We start from the raw sequence: 20,818 nt of genomic DNA, 5'->3' as shown, positions 1-20,818 counted from the left end.
CATCAGCAGAAGAAGCAGGCGTGGCAGCAGACATGGAGGCAGTTTCAGCAATGCTGCATTCTGGCATGCTTTGCCGCACGACTGGTTAAAAAGACAGTGCCTGCCAAAACCTGTCCAGCCTCTCTACGCAGCCGCGCTGGAGTCCGCCGCATCAGCGCCGCACGCGGCGCCGGCGCAGATAGCGCTCCCAGAGCTCAAACAGCAGCTCGGACAGCAGTGCCAGCGCGGCTGCCGGCAACGCGCCCGCCAGCATCAGCGCGCTGTCGTTCAGCGCCAGACCGGTCACAATGCGCTCGCCCAGGCCTCCTGCGCCGATGAATGCGGCAATCGTCGCGGTGCCGATGCCAATGGCGCAGGCCGTGCGGATACCGGCGACCACGGTGGGCATTGCAATCGGCAGCTCCACCCAGCGCATGCGCTGGGGCCGGGTCATACCCAGCGCAGAGCCGGCGCTGCGCAAGCCCGGCGACACCTCGGCCAGGCCCGCACAGGTATTGCTCAGAATCGGCAGGATCGAATAGGCCGTCAGCGCCACCAGGGCCGGCAGCCGGCCGATCACGCCGAACCAGGCAATCAGCACCGCCAGCAGGGCGAGGGACGGAATCGTCTGCAGCACGCCGGCCGCGCCCAGTGCCAGCGCCCGCGAGCGAGGATGCGGAAAGAGCAGAATGCCGGCAGGCACTGCGATCAGCGCCGCCACACCGACGGAGACCAGCACCAGCGCCAGGTGCTGCGCAGTCAGCCGCCACAGGTCAGGCGCCACCAGGCGCGTCCACAGCCGCGCGCCCAAGCTCGGCTGGCCCGCTGCCTTCGCGTCCACTGCGGCCTTGCCATTGGTCTGCGCAGTCCCGCCTGCCAGAAATTGCTTGGCAATCTCGGCAAAGCCCCGGCCCTGCAGCTCGGCCTGGGCATTCATGCCAATCATTGCCGCTTCGCTGATGCGGCCCTGCAGCTGTTGCAAAGCGGCCCAGGCCACCGGTTTCTGTGTGGGCAGGTCCTGCCGGTAGAGCAGCAGTGCGTCATAGCGCGGAAAATAGGCCTGGTCATCCTCGAGCACCCACAGCCCCAGGTGGTCGATCTTGGCATCGGTGGTGTAGATGTCCATCACATCGATGTGCTGCTGGGTGATGGCCTCATAGGCCAGCCCATGGTCCAGCCCCTGGGGCTTGGCCTGCAGGTTGTAGCGCTTGGCCAGGCCGGGCCAGCCATCGCCCCGGCCGATGAACTCGTTCGACAGGCCAAAGCGCAGTTCGCTGTGGCGCGCCAGGTCGCTCAGGCTGCGAATGCCCAGCGCCTCGGCCTGCTGGCGGCGCATCGCCAGCGCATAGCCGTCGTTGAAGCCCAAGGGCACACCGACGGCCAGGCCCAACGGCGCCAGCGCCGCATTCAGCGATGCCAGATCGCTGCCCTGGGCATGTTTGGCAATCTCCAGCGCAATGGTGCCGCTGTATTCGGCATAGACATCGATCTGGCCGGATCGCAACGCTTCATAGACGATGGCCGTGTTGCCCAGGCCCTGGCGCACCTGGGTCTTGACCCCGGCGGCCTGTGCTTGCTGCGCCATGATCTCGGCCAGCACGTAGGATTCGGTGAAACGCTTGGAGCCCACGCGCAGGGTTTCCTCCTGCGCGGCCCCGGCAGCAGAGGCGGCCAAGAGGCCCAGAACCCAGACCAACGCGAAGCGCATCAAGTGGTGAAGACGTAGCATCGGGCCACTATAGCAACTGCGCTTCACAGGCACGTAGGAGGCGGCCCCCAACCGCGCCAAGCCCGCGCGGCCTGCTGCGCCTCTGCCACAGTGGCACAATCGCCCCCTTGTTTTGATCCCTGTGAGCTGCAGGTGTGTTCCGCCTGCATGAGCCAACGATGACTGCCTTCTCCGGTGCCCGCCGTACTTTTCAACTGAGCGATTTCGATTTCGAACTGCCCGAAGCACTGATTGCCCAACACCCGGCTGCCGAGCGCAGTGGCTCGCGCCTGCTGGATGCGCGGGAGCCACATCTGGCAGACCGCCGCTTCCACGAGCTCCCCGATCTGCTGCAAGCAGGCGACCTGTTGGTCTTCAACGACACCCAGGTGATCAAGGCACGCGTCTTTGGCGAAAAATCGAGCGGCGGCAAGATCGAGCTGCTGATCGAGCGCGTGCTGCAGGACAACGAAGTCGTCGCCCATATGAAGGTCAGCAAGAAGCCGGCCGTGGGCGGCGTGCTGCACATGGCCGGCGGCAGGAAGGCCGGTGGCTTTGATGCCACCTTGCTGGGCCGCTGGCCCAATGAGATGGGCGCGCTGTTTCGCCTGCGCCTGACAGGCCCCCAGGGGGAGTCACCGTGGGAGCTGATGCAGCAGCACGGCCACATCCCCCTGCCCCCCTATATTGAGCGCGAGCAGCAGACCGGCCAGGACCCCAACCAGGCAGAAGACGAGCAGCGCTACCAGACCGTGTTTGCCAAGAACCCCGGCGCCGTGGCGGCGCCGACCGCCGCGCTGCATTTTGACGAGAAGGTGCTGGCTGCGCTGGAGGCCAAGGGCGTGGAGCGCGCCAGCGTGACCTTGCATGTGGGTGCAGGCACGTTTCAGCCTGTCAAGACCGAGAACCTCAAAGACCACCAGATGCACAGCGAGTGGTACAACATCCCGCTGCCCACCCTGGCCGCGCTGGAGCGCTGCCGCCTGCGCGGCGGCCGGGTCATTGCGGTGGGCACCACCACCGTGCGCACGTTGGAATCCTGGGCCCGCACCGGCCAGCTCTCGGACGACACGAACATCTTCATCACCCCCGGCTTCCCATTCCGCGTGGTGGACATGCTGGTGACCAATTTCCACCTGCCCAAAAGCAGCCTGATGATGCTGGTCAGCGCCTTCGCCGGCTACGAGCACATCATGGGTCTGTACCAGCATGCCATCGCGCAGGGGTACCGCTTCTTCAGCTATGGAGATTCGATGCTGCTGCAGCGCCTGAAGGAGCCAGCCGCAGCCGATGCGGCGGCCGACCAGCCGACGGCCGCGTCCTGAGGCTTTCGCAGGTGCCGGCACTGCATAGTTGCTCGGGGCAATGGCAGCGCACAGGCAGGCGGCCGCACGCCGCCAGCCTCAGCCAACCAACCAGCGATCAGAAATAGTCGCAAAAGCGCCGGCCGCCCACCTCGTGCACCTGTACGGGAATTTCATACAGGTCGCTGAGGACCTCATCGCGCACCACCACCTCGGGCGGGCCTTCGCAGTACAGCGCGCCGGCCTTCATCGCGATGATGTGGTCGGCATAGCTGGCGGCAAAGTTGATGTCGTGCAGCACCACCACCACGGTCTTGCCGGCATCGCGCACTGCCTGGCGCAACAGCTTCATCATGCCCACGGCATGGGCCATGTCGAGGTTGTTGAGCGGCTCGTCAAACAGGATGTAGCGCGTGTTCTGGCACAGCACCATGGCGATATAGGCGCGCTGGCGCTGGCCGCCAGACAGTTCGTCGAGAAAGCGCTCGCTGAGCGGCTGGAGCTTCAAGTAGTTCAGCGCCGCATCCACCTGCACACGGTCCTCTTCGGTCAGCCTGCCCTTGGAATGCGGGAAGCGTCCAAAGGCCACCAGGTCGCGCACCGTCAGGCGCAGCGCACTTTGGTTGTCCTGGCGCAGGATCGCCATCACGCGCGCCAGCGCATCGCTGGCCGTGGTGGTGATGTCCTGGCCCTCGATGCGCACCGTGCCGGAGGTCATCGGCATCAGCCGGCTGATCAGGGACAGCGCCGTCGATTTGCCCGCGCCGTTGGGGCCGATGATGGCGGTCAGCCGGCCCTGGGGAATGCGCAGGCTCACGTCATGCAGCACCGTCGTGGTGCCGTGGGTCTTGCGCAGCTTGTGGGTTTCAATCATGGCTGGTCACCGCGCTCAGCTCTTGGCCTTGCGCACTAGAAGATAGATAAAGGTCAGTCCACCCAGGAACTCCACGACGATGGACAGCGAGGTGTTGAAGCCGAACAGGCGCTCCAGCACCATCTGGCCGCCCACCAGCAGCAAGCCCCCCAGCAGCACCGAGCCGGCCAGCGTGTAGCGGTGCTGGTGGCTGTGCATCAGCTGGTAGGCCATGTTGCTCACCAGCAGGCCGAAAAAGGTCACCGGCCCGACCAGCGCGGTCGAGATCGACACCAGAATGGCCACCACCACCAGCACGCCCATCACCGAGCGCTGGTAGTTCACCCCCAGGTTGATGGCCACCTCGCGCCCCAGCGCCAGCACATCGAGCAGATGGCGCTGGCGCCAGACCCAGACGCCCACCAGCGCAATAGCGGGCAGCGACAGCAGCAGCAACGGCAGCGAGACGGTGTTGAAGTTCGCGAACAAGCGGTCCTGCAGCACGGTGAACTCATTGGGGTCCATCACGCGCCAGACAAAGTTGTTGAGGCTGCGAAAAAAGATGCCCGCGACAATGCCCACCAGCAGCAACAGATGCAGGTTGCTGGCCTGGCCCCGGAACAGCCAGACAAACAGGCTCGTCGACAGCAGCACCATCAGCCCCACATTCATGCCAAAGCGCGACAGCTCAGGGATCTGCATCGCCGCCACCCCCAACGTAAAGGCCAGCACCGACTGGATCAGCTGAAACAGCGCATCGAACCCCATCACCGCCGGCGTCAGGATGCGGTTGTTGGTCACCGTCTGGAACAGCACGGTGGACACACCGATCGCAAAGGCCACCGTCCACATGGTTGCCAGCTTCTTGCCGCGCAACGGCAGCACAAAGCTCCACTCGGCCTGCACCTGGCTGGTCATGAAGTAAAGGCTGGCCAGCAGCGCCAGCGCCAGCAGCAGCCACAGGCGCCGCGCCGGTGTGCCCAGCCAGGAGACGGGTGCAGGTGCAGGCGCCGCTGCGGAGGGCGAGGTCGACAAAGTGTTCATCTCAGCCCCCCATGCGCTTGCGGCGCGACAGCAGCAGCGCCAGGAACATCGCACTGCCCAGCACCCCCATCACCGTACCAATGGGTATCTCGTACGGGGCGATCACCACGCGCCCGATCAGGTCGCAGGCCAGCGCCATCAAGGCCCCCGCCCAGGCCACCCACAGCACCGATTTGCGCACGTTGTCGCCCACCACCAGGCGCACCAGGTTGGGCACGATCAGCCCGACAAAGGGAATGATGCCGACGGTGACGATCACCGAGGCGGTGACGACCGCCACCACCAACACGCCCTGCGCCACCAGGCGCTTGTAGTTGAGCCCCAGGTTGGTGGCAAATTCCTGCCCCATGCCGGCCACCGTGAAGCGGTCGGCCGCCAGCATCGCCAGCACCGTGATGCCCAGCGACAGCCAGAGCATTTCATAGCGGCCCTGCACGATGGCCGAGAAATCGGCCGTCATCCAGGAGCGCGCCGCCTGCATCAGGTCAAAGCGGTAGGCGATGAACGTGGTGGCCGATTCGATCACGCCCGACAGCACCAGGCCGACCAGGGGCACGATCAGCGCCGAGCGCAGCCGTATGCGGCGGAGCACCCCCAAAAACAAGGCCGTGCCCGCCAATGCAAACACTGCCGCCAGGCCCATCTTGCCGAACACCGGCATATCGGGCCACCACAGGATGCCGATCAGCATGCCCATGCCCGCCGATTCGGCTGTGCCCATCGTCGTGGGCTCGACATAGTGGTTGCGCGCCAGCATCTGCATCAGCAGGCCGGCCACCGCCATCGCACTGCCGGCCAGCAGCAGCGCCAGGGTACGCGGCACGCGGCTGGCCACCAGCACCTGGGTGGCCAGGTCATCGTCGTTGTGGGAGAACAGGCGCAGCAAGGTCGTCACCGACACATCGCTGACGCCCACCAACAGGCTGACAAAGGCCAGCAGCGCCAGCAAGGCGATGGCCGGCAGCACAAAAGCCAGCGGGCGCAGCGCAAGGCCGCGCCTGCCGCCTGGCGCTTTCTCAATCATGGTCGTCATGCTGTGGCTCGCAACAGGGGCTGGCTCAGCAGCTCATTAAGCTTTGGAGAAGGCGTTGATCAGCTGCGTCACATCGTCATGCAGCGAGCCGGGGCTGGCATTGCCCAGCAGGTACCAGTTGGCCGAGTTCAGGTAGACGATCTGCTTTTTCTTGGCCGCCTTGGTGGCGTTGACCAGCGGGTTGTCCAGCAGCTTGGCGGCGGACGCGCCTTCGCGGCCAATGGCGGCATCGCGGTCCAGCACAAACAGCCAGTCCGGGTTGGTCTTGAGGATGAACTCGAACGAGATCGCCTGGCCATGGCCGGCCACCTTGATGTCCTTGTTGGCGGCCGGGATGCCATAGACATCGTGCAGCATGCCAAAGCGCGAGCCCGGGCCATAGGCGCTGAGCTTGCCGCCATTGGTCATCACCATCAGGCCGGTGCCCTTGTTGGCCGTCAGGCCCTTGAGCTTGTCGATATCGGCCTGCATCGCGGCCATCAGGGTCTGGGCCTGGGCTTCGTTGCCGACCATCTCGCCCAGGATCTTCAAATGCTTGAAGGCGCTGGCCACCGGCTGGGTGTTGTCCACCGTCAGGTCCAAGGTGGGCGCAATCTTGGCCAGTTCGGCCACCTTGGCCGCCGAGCGGCCCCCGGCCACGATCACATCGGGCTTGAGCCCCTTCACGACCTCGTAGTTGGGCTCGAACAGGCTGCCGATGCGGGTGTAGTCCTTGCTGGCGTACTGCTCCAGCACCGGTGGGAACTTCACCACCTCAGGCACGCCCTTGACCTCGGCGCCCAGCGCGCGCAGGCAGTCGAGTGCGGCCAGATCGAACACCAGGATGGTCTTGGGCTTGACGGGGATCTGCACCGTGCCGCCCGCTTGCTGCACCGCCAGGGTCTGCTGCGCCAGTGCGGAGCCTGCCGCCCAGGGCAGGGTCACCAGGGCACCCAGTTGCAGCAGCGACTGGCGGCGGTTGACGGTGGAGCGAGCAGAGCGCGACATGGAACATCCTTTGGTCGGAAAGCTGGCAGCCCCTGCATGCACCCGACCCAAGACCGTATCGCTACATTCTTCTTGTGCCCGCAGCGGAAGCCCCAGCGGTTGATGGAATGGAAACATCGCCTGATGGATGCCAGGCTGCAGCGCCCGAAGGCTTTACAGAGCTGACACATTTGCGAATCGTTCTCATTTGAATGGTAACACGCAGCTTTGTTCCCCTCGGTAGCAGGCGGGTACAAATCCGGAGGTGCCTCCAGCTGCCACCCGCCTGTCCCTGATCGGACAGCCGGGCAAAAAAACTGCAGCCGCTGCGCCACGCGGGGGCCTGCAAGCGGCTGCAGCTTTCTACAATGGAGCCACACCCCCGCCAGCCCTTCGACTCCGCAGGAGACCGGCCGCCGCAGGGTGACTTTGCCCGCGTGACTCCCCCGACAGCCCCTGACCCTGCCTTGGCCCTGCCCGCCAGAGGCCTGATGCATTCCCCTGCCCTTGCACCGGACAGCGCCAGCCGCATGCCCGCGGCTCCCAGCACCCCTGCTCCGCGCCGCCCCGGTCAAGGCTCGGCACTGACGGGTATTGTGCTGACGGTGCTGGCCTGTGCCTGCTTTTGCCTGCTCGATACCGGCTCCAAGTACGCGGGTGCGCTGTTGCCACTGCTGATGGCGCTGTGGCTGCGCTACATGCTGCAGTCGGTGTTCACCGTCGGCTGGGGCGTCTACCAGTACGGCGCAGGCGTGTTCCGCACCACGCATCCGCGGTTTCAGATGGCACGCGCCGCGCTGTTTTGCAGCAGCAATGCCTGCGCGATGATGAGCCTGCGCTACCTGCCGCTGGCCGAGTTCACCGCCGTCGTCGCGATGACGCCGCTGGCGATGACCCTGGTGGCGGCGCTCTGGCTCAAGCAGCCGGTCAGCCCGCTGCGCTGGGTGCTGGTGGCCATGGGCTTTCTGGGCACCGTGGTCATCATCCGCCCGGGCGGCGCCAATTTCAGCGGTGGCGCGCTGGTCTGGCCGCTGCTGCAGCTGGCGGCCAACACCGCCTACCAGATCGTCAGCAGCCAGATGGCCGGCAAGGAGCGGCCAGTGACCACGCAGATCTACACCAGCCTGCTGGCGCTGGTGCTAACCAGTGCCAGCCTGCCCTGGTTCTGGCAGATGCCCACGACCACGGCCCTGTGGCTGGCGGCGCTGGCGATGGGCGTGGGCAGCACCATTGGCCACCTGATGCTGCTCAAGGCCTATGAGCATGCCAAGCCCGCCACGATATCGCCGTTTCTCTACAGCCAGATCCCCTTTGCCGTGTTCTCGGGCTGGCTGCTCTATGGCCATATCCCCGACCACTGGGCCGTGCTCGGCATGGTCTCGATTGCGGTGGGTGGTGCGCTGAGCGCCTGGCTATCGGTGCGCGAATCGCGCTGACCGGGCCGCTCGCAGACAGACGAAAAAAAGCGCCACCGGCACACGTCCGGTGGCGCCCTGGGTGTGTTGGGTCGACCGGCGCGTCAGTAGGCGGCCGCCTGGCCATCCTTGCGCGGATCGGAGCCGGCCACATAGTGCCCGCCTTCACGCAAAATCAGCTGCGCACCGCCGAACGCAAACACGCCATGGCCTTCTTCAATGGTCACCTCATGGCCCAGCGCGCGCAATGCGGCAATCACCTGCGGGTCAAAACCCAGCTCGACGGAGACCTGGTTGCCACCCGTCACGCGCCAGCGCGGCGCGTCTGCAGCGGCTTGCGGGTTCTGGCCATAGCGCAACACGCGCACGGCCATCTGCAGATGGCCCTGGCTTTGCATCGGGCCGCCCATCACGCCAAAGGCCATCTGCGGCGTGCCATCGGCATGCATCGCAAACGCGGGGATGATGGTGTGCGAAGGGCGCTTGCCCGGCGCCACCTGGTTGGCGTGGCCCGCCTCGGTGGTGAAGCCGGCGCCCCGGTTCTGCAGGCTGATGCCGGTACCCGGCACGACCACGCCCGAGCCAAAACCCATGTAGTTGGACTGGATGAAGGACACCATCATGCCGCTCTCGTCGCAGGCCGCCAGGTAGACCGTGCCGCCCGGCTTGGGCGCGCCGTAGCGGGCAACCTGGGCCTTGCTGCGGTCGATCAGCTGGGCACGCTCGGCCAGGTAGGCGGGGTTCAGCAGGTCTTGCTGGGGGTGGACGCGCATGTGCTCGATATCGGCGTTGTACTGGGCCAGGTCGGCCAGCGCCAGCTTCATCGCCTCGATCTGCAGGTGCACGGTCTCGGCACTGTCGAGCGGCTGGTCGCCGATGCCGATCGCATCGAGCAGGCCCAGCGCGATCAGCGCGGCAATGCCCTGGCCATTGGGCGGAATCTCATGCACCACCGACTCGCCAAAAGGCTGGGCCACCGTGCCCACCCAGTCGCAGCGGTGGGCGGCCAGGTCCTCGGCCGTCATCACGCCGCCGTTGGCTTGGCTGTGGGCTGCCATCTTTTGCGCCAGTGCGCCCCGGTAAAAGGATTCGCCCAGGGTCTCGGCAATCTCTTCCAGGGTGCGGGCATGCGCCTCGCTTTGGAACCAGCTGCCCGCCTGCGGCGCCTGGCCCTCGGGGGCAAAGCATTCCTTGAAGCCGGGCTGGTCGCCCAGCTTGGCCAGGCCCAGCGCCCAGAGCTTGGCAATCGTCGGCGATACCGCAAAGCCATGGCGCGCATAGTCGATCGCCGGTTGCGCCACCTGCGCAAAAGGCAGCTTGCCAAAGCGCTTGGAGAGCTCCACCCAGCCCGAGACCGCACCGGGCACGGTGACCGCATTCCAGCCTTTTTCCGGGATGCCTCCGAGCTTGTCGAAGTACTCCGGCGTCCAGCCGGCCGGGGCGCGGCCCGAGGCGTTCAGACCATGCAACTCCTGGCCGTCCCAGACAATCGCGAAGGCATCGCTGCCAATGCCGCAGCCGGTGGGCTCCACCACCGTCAAGGTCATCGCCGCGGCCAGCGCCGCATCCACCGCATTGCCGCCCGCTTGCAGCATGCGCAGGCCCGCCTGCGCGGCCAGTGGTTGCGAGGTGCTCACCACATTGCGGCCCAGTACCGGCGAGCGCTGCGAGGCATAGGGCTGGGCCCAGTCTTTCACGGTAGTCATGTCTTGTCTTTCTGAATGCAATCGAGAGGGCAGCCGGGGCGGCAACGAACGCCCCGGTCTGGTGGTGGCAACGCTTATTCGAGCGTGATGTGGTTGTCCTGGATCACCTTGGCCCAGCGGGCGCTGTCGGCCTTCACCAGGTCCGCAAACTGCGCAGGCGTGCCGGGCTTGGCCACATCGGCGCCCAGCTTGGCCAGGCTGGCCACCACCTCGGGATTTTGCACGGTCTTGTTGAAGGCGGCATTGATCCTGGCGGTCAGCTCGGGCTTGAGGCCCGCAGGCGCGTAGACGCCAAACCAGGTCACCGATGCGTAGCCGGGCAGGCCGGATTCGGCCACCGTGGGCAGCTGGGGCGCCAACTGGGTGTGCTCGGCGCTGGTGACGGCCAGCGCACGCAGGCGGCCGCTGGCCACATGGGGCATGCCGGTGGGGATGGAGTCAAACAGCATATGCACCTGGCCGGTGGCCAGATCACTGATCGACTGCGCCGTGCCCTTGTAGGGCACATGGGTCAGGGTGATGCCCGCCTGGGCCGCAAAGGCCGCGGTGTTCAGGTGCACGATGGTGCCATTGCCGCTGGTGGCGTAGTTCAGCTTGCCGGGGTTGGCCTTGGCATAGCTGATCAGCTCCTGCACGGTCTTGACCGGCAGCGCGTTGGTGACCAGCAGCACGCTGGCGGCATCGGCCACATGGGCGATCGGCGTGAAGTCCTTGTCCGCACGGTAGGCCAGCTTGGGCATCAGATGCGGCGAGATCGCGTGGGTGCTGCTGGTGGTGAACAGCAGGGTATAGCCATCGGCCCCGGCCTTCGCGGCCTCGGCGGTACCGATGGTGCCGCCCGCACCCGGGCGGTTGTCGATCACCAGCGACTGGCCCAGCTCCTGTGACACCTTTTGCGCCACGACGCGGGCCACCAGATCGGTCGCGCCGCTGGGCGGGAAGGGCACGATGACACGGATCGCGCGTTCAGGCCATTGGCCGCCCTGCGCAGCAGCAAACGGGGACAGCATGGCGAGCGCCGTGCCGGCCACCAGGCCGGCGAGCAACGACCGGCGGCCTGGCATGCGAGAAAGAAGAGAAGGGGTAGTTGGCATGGTGGTGAGCGAGTTGCATAACATCTGCGAAGCACTCTGCGCTTGTGGCGCGGGCCAGAACAAACCGGTTCTTGTGCGCCCACAGCGGGTGTGCCATGCGCGCGGGGGCAAAGGCGCCTGCGTGAAGCCTTGCATATTAAAAGCCTGTGACAGCAGGCGCCACCACCGATTTGGCAAGGTAGGTTTGCCGATACGGCAATGGGTTTATGCTTATGCGATTCTTTTGCGCAATACCACCATGCCCCACCGCCCTCCCACGCATCTGCAGGACACCGCGCTGCGCTACTTCCATGAGGTGGTGCAGTGCGGCTCGGTCAGCGCCGCATCGCAGCGCCTGCATGTGGCCAGCTCGGCCGTCAGCCGCCAGATCAGCGGGCTGGAGGCCCAGCTGGGCACGGCACTGTTCGAGCGCCATGCGCGGGGCATGCAGCCCACGGCGGCCGGGCAGATCCTGGCCGAGCTGGCGCGCCGCATCAGCCTCGATGCCGAGCAGGCCGTCGATGCCATCCATGCGCTCGACAGCCTGCGCGCCGGCCTGGTGCGCATCGCCACCTCGGATGCCTTTGCCAATGAGCTGCTCCCCCAGGCCTGTGTGGCCTTCCAGCGCCGGCACCCGGGCCTGCGCTTTGAGGTGAGCATGGTGCCGACCTTGCAGGTCTCGGCCAAGCTGCTGGCCGGAGAGGCCGATATTGGCCTGCGTTTCAGCATGTCCCCGCTCAAGAACATTGCCGTGGTGCACCGCCAAAGCGCACCGGTGCTGGCCGTGTTGCCGCCCGGGCATGTGCTGGCGCGCCAGGCATCGCTCACGTTGGCCGAGCTGGCCCGGTATCCGCTGGCCCTACCGCCAGCCGAGACGGCGATCCGCCAGATGATCGACCTGGCCTGCAGCCGCCAGGGGCTGCAGCTGGACCCGGTGCTGACCACCAACCATGCCAAGACCTTGCTCCATTTTGTGGTGCATGGCGGCGGCGTCACCGTCTCCAGCGAAGTGGGGGTGCGCCATATGCTGGCAGCGGGCAGCCTGGTCGCGCGCCCCCTGACCGATGCCGGCCTGGACCTGCGCGATATCGAGGTGCAAACCCTGGCGGGCCGCCAGTTGCCTGCCGCGGCCCAGGCATTTTTGGCGCTGCTGGTGCAGGAGCTGCAGGCGATGCCGGGCCCGTGCTGAGCGCTGTCTTACAGACCCAGCTGCTTGCGGAACGCCTGCGCCTGGCTGAAATGCCCATTGCCGATGAACGGCACCGGCGGGCGCAGCGCTGACAACGGCGAGGGGTGGTTGCTGGTCAGCACCAGATGGCCCCGGTCCTGCGGGATCAGCGCACGCTTGCTTTGCGCATGGCTGCCCCAGAGCATGAAGACCACCGGCTTGTCCCCCTCGGCCACCTGGCGGATGATCGCATCGGTGAGCAGCTCCCAGCCCTTGCCGCTGTGGCTGGCGGCCTGGCCCTCTTCCACCGTCAGGCAGGTGTTGAGCAGCAATACGCCATGCGTGGCCCATTTGACCAGGCTGCCACCTGGATCGGGGAAAGGCGGGAACGGCACGCCCAGGTCGCGCTGCATCTCCTTGAAGATGTTCTGCAGCGACGGAGGCAGGCGCACCCCCGGGGCGACGGAAAAAGCCAGGCCCTCGGCCTGCCCGCGCCCGTGGTAAGGGTCTTGCCCGAGGATGACCACGCGCACGCTCTCGGGCGGGGTCAGGCGCAAGGCGCGCAAAGGCTCGGGCGGGAAGATCACCGCCCCGGCGTCCAGGCGCTGCTGCAGGTACTGCGACAGCTGCTGGCCCTTGGGGCTGTCAAAGAATTGGTCCACCGTGGCTTGCCAGCCGGCAGCCACCTGGTGGTCATGGAGCGCTTCAGATGTCAGTTGCATGCCCGCATTGTGCACGCTGCGCGGCGCCTCACAAGGCGCTGTGTGTAGGCGGCAAGGCGACCGGCAACAGAATCTGCACCGCAAAACCGGGCTCGGTATTGCGAAACTGCAATTGCCCGCCGTGCAGGCGCACCACCGCCTGCACCGACGCCAGCCCCAGCCCGGTGCCCGGCTGCTGCTGCTGGGCGCGGAAAAAGCGCTGGGACAGCTGGGCAAGATCGGCCTCCGCCACACCCAGGCCATCATCCTGTACCAGGATTTCCACGCAAGCAGCCGCATCGCCCGCCGCCGCCAGGCAGCGGGCCTGCAGCACGATGCGGGGCCCGACTCCGTCACGCGCGCCGTATTTGATCGCGTTCTCCACCACATTGGCCAGCGCACTGGCCAACAGGTTGGTGTCTCCCAGCGCCACACAGGGGCCGTGCAGGCCATCGGACGGGTCCCCGGGTAACTGCAGTGCCATGCTGCCACCCTCCTCCTGCACCACCGGCTCATACAGCTCATGCAGCTCCAGCAGCAGCGCCGCCACATCGACGGCAGCAAAAGCCTGGCGCAGCGCGCCACTTTCGACTTCCGCAATCGCCAGCAACTTGTCAAACACGACGCCCAGCTCCGCCACCTCCTCGGCGACCAGGCGCAGGGTGGCGCGCTGGTCGGCCTCCGGGGCCTGCTCGGCCGCGCGCAGGCGCAGCAGAATGCGCGTCATTGGCGTGCGCAGGTTGTGGGCAATGGTGTTGGAGACATGGCGCACGCCATCCATCACCTGCTGCAAGCGCTCCAGCATGCTGTTGATGTCGCGGCTCAGCAGCGCAAATTCGTCTTTCTCCTGACTTTGCACCGGAATGCGTTGCGCCAGATCACCGGCGGCCACCCGCGCCATGGTGCTGCGGATGCCCAACGCGCGCGCATCGACCAGGCGGCGAAAGCTGATCGCCCCGACCACCGCCATCAGCAGCGCCACCAGCACCACCAGGCTGCTGGCCCGCGCAAACAGGTCCTCGATGCTGACCTGGGTCCGCATGTCGCTGCCCACCACCAGGTAGTTGCCATCGGGCAGCAACACCGCCTGCACGCGCCCGACCACGTTGCGCCCCATGCGCTGCACCGTGAGTTCGCGCATGCCCAGCTGCGTCAGCCGGCGCGCGGGCACGATGTCGGCGTTGCCAATGATGGTGTGGCCCTCGGGGGTCAGCAGCAGAATGATTTCGGTATCGGTGTTGATGCCATCGCGCATCAGGTGATCGATCTGCTCATGCAGTGCACTGACGCCGTGCATTGCCGCATAGTCCTGCAGCCGCTTGAGCTGCGTGGTGGCGTACTGGTCCAGCCGGTTGCGCAGCACGCCCACGATCTGCAGGTAGAACACCGCCAGCACGACCGCCACGGTGAACACCAGCATGCAGCCATAGCTCAGCGCCAGGCGAAAAGCCAGCGACCGCCAGGGCAGCACCCGCGCCATTACAGTCCCTGCGCCAGCAGGTCATGCGGGTCGGTGGTCAGGCAGTAGCCCACCCCCCGCACGGTATGGATCAGCGCAAGCGCATGCCCCTTGTCCACCTTCGCGCGCAGGCGGCTGATATGCACGTCGATCACATTGGTCTGCGGGTCAAAATGGAAGTCCCACACCGATTCAAGCAGCATGGTGCGCGTGACAATCTGCCCGGCATGCTGCATCAGATAGGCCAGCAGCCTAAACTCGCGCGGCTGCAGCTGCAAGGCCTGGCCGCCACGCTCGGCATTGCGCGTCATCAGGTTGATGCGCAAATCTGCCACGAGCATCTCACGCGGCTTGTCGACCGTTTGCAAGCGGCGCGTCAACGCCTCGATGCGCGCCACCAGTTCGGAAAACGCAAACGGCTTGGACAGGTAATCGTCCCCGCCAGCCTTCAGGCCCCGCACCCGCTCGTCGATAGAGGACAGCGCGCTGAGCACGAGCACCGGCGTGTGCTTGCCCATGGCCCGCAAGGCCTGCACGATCTTGAGGCCGTCAAAGTCGTCGGGCAGCATGCGGTCCAGCACGATCGCATCCCAGTCCTGCCCCACGGCCAGCGCCAGCCCACGCAGGCCGTCATGGCAGACGCTGACCTGCGCACCTTGCTGGCGCAGGCCGTCCGCCATGAAGCCCGCATTCAGCGGGTCATCTTCAATGATCAGATAACGGTGGTTGGACAAGCTGCAGGCGACTCCCATGGCTGAAACTATACCTGTGACAGCAGGCCCCAGCGATGCATGTGCACCCACAGCGCCTGCGATGCAACAGACGGGCTCAGGGCTGCACCTGCGGCATGTTGCCGCTCGCCACCCGCAGCCGCCACTGGGCATCCAGCATGTCCTTGACCAGATCGAGGTGGTCCATGCGGCGCTCGCGCAAGGTATCCAGCACGTCGATAAGTTCCAGCACATTGCTCTTGCCCAGCTGGTAGGAATCCTGGGCCATGCGCCGCAGCTGATCGAGCTGCGACAGCGCATCCGACTCGAAGGCCGCCAGCGCATCGTTGGCCATGCGCAGCTGCTGCAGGCTGCGCCACAGTTCTGCCTGCGCTGCGACCTCGGCGGCCTCCTGCTTGTACTGCGCCTGCATCTCGTCCGCACGGGCCTTGTCAATCGCGCCCTGCTTGCGGTCAAACAGCGGAATATCCACCGACACGCCAACGATGCCATAGCGGCCATCCTGCCGGTGGTTGACGCGGGTGTAGCTCAGCGAAGGCGTGGGAATGGCTTCGCGCTGCTGCAGCGCAATCTGCTGGCGCGACTGCTCCAGGTCGGCCGCCGCGGCCTTCAATGCCGGCAGGCGGCTGCGTGCCTGTTCCCACAGTGCTTCACTGCTGGCATAGGCCGCCAGGTCCATTGGCTTGAGCGAGCCTATGGCCACCGGCTCCCAGCGTGGCAGCGAGGCCAGTGCGGCCATCTTGCTGGCCGCATCTTTCAGCGCGGCCTCTGCCTTGCGGATCTGCACATCCATCTGCGCGACCTGCAGCACAATGCGGGCGCCGTCGTACTGGCTGCGCGCGCCTGCCTCGATCTGGCCCTTGACGATCCGGGCCGCGCCCATCAGATCATCGCGGGCGGCCTGCCACAGCGCCAGCCGCCGCTGCGCCACCAGTACCTCGTTGAAGGCCGTGGCGCCCTCGCTGAGCGCATCCTGCACGCTGGCCTCCAACTGCGCTGCGGCCACATCCTCGGCCTGGCGTGCGGTTTTCACGCGCTGGCTCAACTGGCCAAAAATCGGCAGCGGTTGCTGGATGCCCAGGTCCTTTTCCTGCCGCTGCCGGCTGGCCGATACGGTGGGGTTGGGCCAGGTGCCCGCCGTCGTGGTGTCGGCCCGGGCTGCGGCCATGCGCGTGCGCTCGGCCTTGATGCGCGCGCTGTTGCGCGCTAGCAGTTGCAGGTACTCGTTCAGGCTGACCGAGGCGGGCGCAGCCTGCACCCCCACCGGGGTCGGCTGTCCATCGGCAACGGTGGGCAGCTGGGCAGTGGCCATGCCGCCGGACAGGGCCAGCAGCAGCGCCAGGCACAGGGCTCGTGGCAGGGGTTTAGAGGGCCGAACGCTCATCTTCTTCTTCCTGGGTCATCATGGTTTTGGGGCCCAGCGCGGCGTACAGCACCGGCAGCAGCACCAGGGCGATCAGCGGCAGCACCATCATGCCGCCCACAATCACCGACGCAAAAGGGCGTTGGGTTTCACTGCCCACACCGGTAGACATGGCCATGGGCAGCAGGCCCAGCAGCGCCAGCAGAGCCACCAGAATGACCGAACGCATGCGCTCGGCCGCACCCTCCACCAACGCGGGCAACAGTGCCACACCAGCGCGGCGGCGCTCCTCCACACTGGACAGCACCAGCAAGCCCACCAAGGCCACCTGGCCCAGCAGCGCAATAAAGCCGATGGCCGCACTGATCGACAGCTCGATATGCGTCACATGCAAGGCCACGACGCCGCCCACCATCGCAAACGGCGCGCAGAGCATGATCACGCCCGCGCTGCGCGCCCGCCCCAGTGCACCGAACAGCAGCGCATACACGATCAGCAGCGACAGCGGCACCACCACCTTCAGGCGCGCGGCAGCGCGCTGCTGGTTTTCCCATTCGCCGCCCCAGACGGCGGTGTAGCCTTCGGGCATCTTCACGTTCTGGGAGAACGCCGCCAGCGTGTCCTTCACCACCGAGCCGATGTCCCGCCCTTCCACGTTGAACTTCAGTGCCATGTAGCGTGCATTGCCTTCGCGGAAGATGGAGGAGTTGCCGATGGCCACCTGCACGTCCGCCAGCGCATGCAACGGGAACGACTGGCCCTTGGGTGTGGGAATGGCGATGTCGCGGATACGGGCCTCGTCCATGCGGTTCACATAAGGCAGGCGCACACGCACGGGCACCGGGTACTGCCCTTCCCAGAGCGTGGTGACGATATCGCCGGCCAAGGCCATCTCCAGCGTCTTTTGCGCGGTATCCATATCGATGCCATGGCGCGCCAGCGCATCGCGGTTGAAGGTGACATGGACCTGCGGCGCCGGCGCATCGCGGTACAGGCCCAGGTCGACCACACCGGCAATCGGCTGCACCACCTCCAGGGTCTTTTGCAGCAGCGCGCGCAGTTGCGGAATTTCCGGCCCGAAGACCTTGAGCACCACCTGGCCACGCGCACCCGAGCTCGACTCCTCGACGCTGTCGCGGATCGGCTGGGCAAAGTTGAAGGCCACGCCAGGTATCTCGCGCAGGCTCTCGCGCATCTGCTCGATCAGCTGCGGCTTGGTCAGGCCCGGGGTCCATTGCCCATGGGGTTTGAGGCGCACCAGCACCTTGGCCAGGTTCAGGGTTTCGTTGTCGGTGCCCGATTCGGGACGCCCCTGCTCCGAGATGACCGAGACCACCTCCGGGTACTGGCCCAGGCGCATGCGCACATCGCGCAGCACTTCCTGGCCCTTTTCCAGCGATATGGATGCCGGCATTTCCACCAGCACATAGGCATCGCCCTCGTCGAGCTCCGGCAGAAACTCCGTGCCCAGCCAGCGCCCCGAGTATCCGGCCACGGCCAGGACCACCACGGCCACCAGCGCCACCAGCCAGCGCGCACGCGCCGACTGCAGCACCTGGCCCACCCAGCGCTCATAGCCGTGCTGCGCCTGCTCGAACAGCCTGGGCTCCTCCACCATCACATGCCTGGGCTTGAGCAGCAGGGCGCAGAGCGCAGGCACCAGGCCCATCGCAAACACCAGCGCCCCCAGCAGCGCGAAGGTATAGGTCATCGCCAGCGGGCGGAAGATGCGGCCTTCGATGCTCTGCAGCGAGAACACCGGGATCAGCGCCGCAATCACGATCGCCATCGCAAACAGAGTGGGCTTAGCCACCGCCACGGCTGAATCGATGATGATGTGACGCATGTCGGCCTGGGTTTGCGGCTTGCGCTGGCGGGCGTTGCGGATGATGTTCTCGGCCAGCACCACCGCGCCATCGACCATGATGCCGAAGTCGATGGCCCCCATCGAGATGAGGTTGGCAGGCATGCCCAGCCAGTGCAGCCCGATGAAGGCGACCAGCAGCGACAGCGGAATCACCGTGGCCACGATGATGGAGCCGCGCAGGCTGCGCAGCACCAGCCACAGCACGCTGACGATCAGCACCGCGCCAAACAGCAGGTTGTGCTGCACGGTGTCCAGGGTGTGGCCCACCAGCGTGGATCGGTCATAACTCGTCACCAGCTTCATGCCTTCGGGCAGTTCGCCGCCATTGAGCTGGTCCACCTTGAGGTGGATCTGGTCGAGCACCAGCGAGGGGTTCTCGCCCCGCTTGAGCAGCACGATGCCTTCGACCACATCGTCGTGCTCATCCATGCCCACCGAGCCCTGGCGCGGCGTGTGCGACTGGAACACCCGCGCCACATCACCAATCGTCACCGCCTGCTCGCCGCGCATAGCGACCACCACGCGCTGGATATCTTCGGGCTTGCCCAACAGGCCGATGCCGCGCACGATCAGCGATTGCTCGCCCCGGCGCAGCAGGCCGCCGCCGACATTGCGGTTGGACTTGGCCAGCGCATCGCCCACCTCTTCCAGCGAGATGTCGAGGCTGTAGAGCTTTTGCGGGTCGACCTCGACATGGAACTCCTTGACGAAGCCGCCGATGCTGACGATATCGGCCACGCCCTGGATCTGCTTAAGCACCCGGGTGACATGCCATTCCTGCTCGGTGCGCAGCTGGGCCAAGGTGTGGCGGTCGCTTTGCAGGCGGTAGTAGTAGATCTTGCCCAGCGGCGTGTAGTCGGGCGCCATCTGGGGCGTCACGCCTTGCGGCAGATCGGCCTGCGGCAGGCGCTGCGCCACTTCGGCGCGGGCTTTGAAGCTGTCGGCGTTGTCATCGAACACGAGGTTGATCATCGACAGGCCGAAGTAGCTCTCCGAGCGCAGCGACATCAGGCCCGGCGTGCCGTTGAGCTCGCGCTCCAGCGGCTGGGTGACCTGGCGCTCCACCTCTTCGGGCGCAAGGCCGGGGGCTTGGGCAATCACACCCACCTGGACGTTGGTCACATCCGGATAGGCCTCGATGGCGGTGTGCAGGTAGGAATAGATGCCGTAGATGGCAATCAGCAAGGTGGCGCACAGCGCCAGCATGCGGCGGTGTACGACGAAGGAAATCAAGGAACGCAGCACGGTGGTGGTCCTGCTTACAGCATCTGGCTGGCGGCGCCGTCCAGCAGCAAACCGCCGCGGACCACAATGCGGTCTCCGGCCTGGAGGCCGCTTTGTACCGGCACCATGCCGCGCAGCGGCTGGCCCAGCACCACGGTGCGCGCCTCAAAGACGGCATCCCCGGCCTGCACAAAGACCAACGAGCGGTCGCCATCCTTGATCAGCACGGCAGTCACCGGAATCAGCATCTGCTGCGTGGCGGCCAGCGGAATCTCCACCGAAGCCTGCATGCCCGGGCGCAATCCAGCGGGTTGCGCCTTCAGGTCGATCAGCACGGTGGCGCGGCGCGATTCCTTGTCGAGCACCGCGCCAATGTTGCGCACCGTACCCTGCGTGGCCACGGCCAGTTGCTGCACCTTCACCACTGCATCGGCGCCCAGATGGATGCCGGCCAGATCGCCCTCAAAGGCATCGGCCACGATGCGCATGGCGCCCGGATCGCCCACCAAAAAAAGCGCCGCGCCCGACTCCGCTGCCGCACCGGGCACGGCATGGCGCTCCGCAATCACGCCGGCACGCGGCGCACGCAGCACGATCTTGTCGCCGCTGCCGCTGCCCAGCAAGGCGGCCACGCCCTGCGCGCGCGCCAGCTCCTGCGCGGTTTCACGCAGCTTGGACTGCGCCGCACGCAGTTCCATCTCCACGCCCACGCCCTTGGCCAGCATGGTGCGCTGGCGCTGCTCCTCCACCACCGCCAGTTCCTTGGCGGTGCGCGCAGCCTCCACCTCGTAGCGGATGCGCAAGGCCTCCGGGCTGACCAGGGTAGCCAGCGTGTCGCCAAGCTGCACCTTGTCCCCCACCTGCACGTTGACGGTCACCACCCGCCCTTCGACCGGAATGGCGACAGCCGCCACCTTGTCGTCCTGGAAGGCCACGCGCGCGGGCATGGCCACGGTTTGCGCCGCGCCAGACTGGCTCAGGCTGACGATGTCGAGCATCTTCAACGATGCGGGCTGCAGCCTTACCTGGCCGGGTGCCAGGGCAGCGGCCTTGGCGCGGTCAGATTGTGCCTCCGGGGCAGCGGCATCGCTTCTGCCGCTGCAGCCAGACAATGCCAGCACCAGGCTGGCGGCCGTGGTGGCCCAGACCAGCCCCCGGCCGGTGTGGGAGTTGAAGAGAGATCGCATGCTTGCCCCTGGTGTTCTGTGTGTTCATGTCGCCGCG

Annotated in this window: 16 protein-coding genes; 3 read left to right on the top strand and 13 right to left on the bottom strand. The window is 66.3% G+C overall.

Annotated elements, in window-relative coordinates; translation table 11 throughout:
• Window positions 1–151: 151 nt before the first annotated feature.
• Window positions 152–1,708 carry an ABC transporter permease/substrate-binding protein gene (locus MJ205_RS22860; RefSeq protein ID WP_239810508.1) on the bottom strand — a complete coding sequence of 519 codons (1,557 nt, stop codon included), beginning with the start codon at window positions 1,706–1,708 and terminating at the stop codon, window positions 152–154.
• Between the two features lie 158 nt (window positions 1,709–1,866).
• Between MJ205_RS22860 and queA the strand changes: the two genes are divergently transcribed.
• Window positions 1,867–3,012, top strand: coding sequence for a tRNA preQ1(34) S-adenosylmethionine ribosyltransferase-isomerase QueA (queA, locus tag MJ205_RS22855; RefSeq protein ID WP_239810507.1), 1,146 nt, complete (start codon window positions 1,867–1,869; stop codon window positions 3,010–3,012).
• 97 nt (window positions 3,013–3,109) lie between these two features.
• On the opposite strand, the gene MJ205_RS22850 is transcribed toward queA, so the two are convergent.
• Genes MJ205_RS22850 through MJ205_RS22835 form a run of 4 tightly spaced genes read right to left on the bottom strand, consistent with a single transcriptional unit; the run spans window position 3,110 to window position 6,908 of the window.
• Complete coding sequence (locus MJ205_RS22850) at window positions 3,110–3,865, bottom strand: iron ABC transporter ATP-binding protein (protein ID WP_239810506.1); 756 nt, start codon at window positions 3,863–3,865, stop codon at window positions 3,110–3,112.
• A 15-nt stretch (window positions 3,866–3,880) separates the two neighbouring features.
• Window positions 3,881–4,879, bottom strand: a complete 999-nt coding sequence (locus tag MJ205_RS22845; RefSeq protein WP_230778754.1) for an iron chelate uptake ABC transporter family permease subunit — start codon at window positions 4,877–4,879, stop codon at window positions 3,881–3,883.
• A gap of 10 nt (window positions 4,880–4,889) precedes the next feature.
• The gene (locus MJ205_RS22840) at window positions 4,890–5,912 is read right to left on the bottom strand and encodes an ABC transporter permease (RefSeq protein WP_239812835.1); all 1,023 of its coding nucleotides are present in this window, start codon (window positions 5,910–5,912) and stop codon (window positions 4,890–4,892) included.
• A gap of 45 nt (window positions 5,913–5,957) precedes the next feature.
• Entirely contained in the window at window positions 5,958–6,908 is a 951-nt protein-coding gene (locus MJ205_RS22835) for a siderophore ABC transporter substrate-binding protein (RefSeq protein ID WP_239810505.1), read from the bottom strand.
• Between the two features lie 509 nt (window positions 6,909–7,417).
• Here MJ205_RS22835 and MJ205_RS22830 point away from each other — a divergent pair.
• Complete coding sequence (locus tag MJ205_RS22830; protein ID WP_239812834.1) at window positions 7,418–8,323, top strand: DMT family transporter; 906 nt, start codon at window positions 7,418–7,420, stop codon at window positions 8,321–8,323.
• Window positions 8,324–8,406: 83 nt separating this feature from the next.
• On the opposite strand, the gene MJ205_RS22825 is transcribed toward MJ205_RS22830, so the two are convergent.
• On the bottom strand, window positions 8,407–10,008 hold the full coding sequence (locus MJ205_RS22825) for a gamma-glutamyltransferase family protein (protein WP_239810504.1): 1,602 nt from the start codon (window positions 10,006–10,008) through the stop codon (window positions 8,407–8,409).
• Between the two features lie 74 nt (window positions 10,009–10,082).
• A complete protein-coding gene (locus MJ205_RS22820) occupies window positions 10,083–11,102 on the bottom strand; it encodes a Bug family tripartite tricarboxylate transporter substrate binding protein (protein WP_446715040.1) in 1,020 nt (339 codons plus the stop codon).
• Window positions 11,103–11,340: 238 nt separating this feature from the next.
• Here MJ205_RS22820 and MJ205_RS22815 point away from each other — a divergent pair, with 238 nt between their 5' ends.
• Window positions 11,341–12,270, top strand: coding sequence for a LysR family transcriptional regulator (locus MJ205_RS22815; RefSeq protein WP_239810503.1), 930 nt, complete (start codon window positions 11,341–11,343; stop codon window positions 12,268–12,270).
• 8 nt (window positions 12,271–12,278) lie between these two features.
• Here the strand turns inward: MJ205_RS22815 and MJ205_RS22810 are convergent, their stop codons facing one another.
• The 6 genes from MJ205_RS22810 to MJ205_RS22785 form a co-directional block, all read right to left on the bottom strand.
• A complete protein-coding gene (locus MJ205_RS22810) occupies window positions 12,279–12,971 on the bottom strand; it encodes a uracil-DNA glycosylase (RefSeq protein ID WP_239810502.1) in 693 nt (230 codons plus the stop codon).
• 28 nt (window positions 12,972–12,999) lie between these two features.
• Window positions 13,000–14,430 (bottom strand): sensor histidine kinase, encoded by a 1,431-nt coding sequence (locus MJ205_RS22805; RefSeq protein ID WP_239810501.1) that lies wholly within the window; start codon window positions 14,428–14,430, stop codon window positions 13,000–13,002.
• Window positions 14,430–15,161 carry a response regulator transcription factor gene (locus tag MJ205_RS22800; protein ID WP_239810500.1) on the bottom strand — a complete coding sequence of 244 codons (732 nt, stop codon included), beginning with the start codon at window positions 15,159–15,161 and terminating at the stop codon, window positions 14,430–14,432. Before MJ205_RS22800 ends, MJ205_RS22805 begins: the two co-directional genes overlap by 1 nt.
• Before the next feature lie 76 nt (window positions 15,162–15,237).
• The gene (locus tag MJ205_RS22795) at window positions 15,238–16,524 is read right to left on the bottom strand and encodes a TolC family protein (protein ID WP_239810499.1); all 1,287 of its coding nucleotides are present in this window, start codon (window positions 16,522–16,524) and stop codon (window positions 15,238–15,240) included.
• On the bottom strand, window positions 16,505–19,615 hold the full coding sequence (locus MJ205_RS22790; protein WP_239810498.1) for an efflux RND transporter permease subunit: 3,111 nt from the start codon (window positions 19,613–19,615) through the stop codon (window positions 16,505–16,507). Before MJ205_RS22790 ends, MJ205_RS22795 begins: the two co-directional genes overlap by 20 nt.
• Before the next feature lie 14 nt (window positions 19,616–19,629).
• Window positions 19,630–20,781, bottom strand: coding sequence for an efflux RND transporter periplasmic adaptor subunit (locus MJ205_RS22785; protein WP_239810497.1), 1,152 nt, complete (start codon window positions 20,779–20,781; stop codon window positions 19,630–19,632).
• Window positions 20,782–20,818 lie beyond the last annotated feature (37 nt).

Source organism: Comamonas sp. B21-038, from assembly GCF_022387135.1.
GTDB lineage: Bacteria > Pseudomonadota > Gammaproteobacteria > Burkholderiales > Burkholderiaceae_C > Comamonas > Comamonas sediminis.
This window is presented reverse-complemented; position numbering and strand designations above follow the sequence as displayed.

Coding starts and splice junctions, on each gene's coding strand:
- MJ205_RS22825 (WP_239810504.1), bottom strand. CDS start 10,008: ATGACTACCGTGAAAGACTGGGCCCAGCCCTATGCCTCGCAGCGCTCG.
- MJ205_RS22795 (WP_239810499.1), bottom strand. CDS start 16,524: ATGAGCGTTCGGCCCTCTAAACCCCTGCCACGAGCCCTGTGCCTGGCG.
- MJ205_RS22860 (WP_239810508.1), bottom strand. CDS start 1,708: ATGCTACGTCTTCACCACTTGATGCGCTTCGCGTTGGTCTGGGTTCTG.
- MJ205_RS22785 (WP_239810497.1), bottom strand. CDS start 20,781: ATGCGATCTCTCTTCAACTCCCACACCGGCCGGGGGCTGGTCTGGGCC.
- MJ205_RS22850 (WP_239810506.1), bottom strand. CDS start 3,865: ATGATTGAAACCCACAAGCTGCGCAAGACCCACGGCACCACGACGGTG.
- queA (WP_239810507.1), top strand. CDS start 1,867: ATGACTGCCTTCTCCGGTGCCCGCCGTACTTTTCAACTGAGCGATTTC.
- MJ205_RS22835 (WP_239810505.1), bottom strand. CDS start 6,908: ATGTCGCGCTCTGCTCGCTCCACCGTCAACCGCCGCCAGTCGCTGCTG.
- MJ205_RS22815 (WP_239810503.1), top strand. CDS start 11,341: ATGCCCCACCGCCCTCCCACGCATCTGCAGGACACCGCGCTGCGCTAC.
- MJ205_RS22820 (WP_446715040.1), bottom strand. CDS start 11,102: ATGCCAACTACCCCTTCTCTTCTTTCTCGCATGCCAGGCCGCCGGTCG.
- MJ205_RS22830 (WP_239812834.1), top strand. CDS start 7,418: ATGCCCGCGGCTCCCAGCACCCCTGCTCCGCGCCGCCCCGGTCAAGGC.
- MJ205_RS22840 (WP_239812835.1), bottom strand. CDS start 5,912: ATGATTGAGAAAGCGCCAGGCGGCAGGCGCGGCCTTGCGCTGCGCCCG.
- MJ205_RS22810 (WP_239810502.1), bottom strand. CDS start 12,971: ATGCAACTGACATCTGAAGCGCTCCATGACCACCAGGTGGCTGCCGGC.
- MJ205_RS22800 (WP_239810500.1), bottom strand. CDS start 15,161: ATGGGAGTCGCCTGCAGCTTGTCCAACCACCGTTATCTGATCATTGAA.
- MJ205_RS22805 (WP_239810501.1), bottom strand. CDS start 14,430: ATGGCGCGGGTGCTGCCCTGGCGGTCGCTGGCTTTTCGCCTGGCGCTG.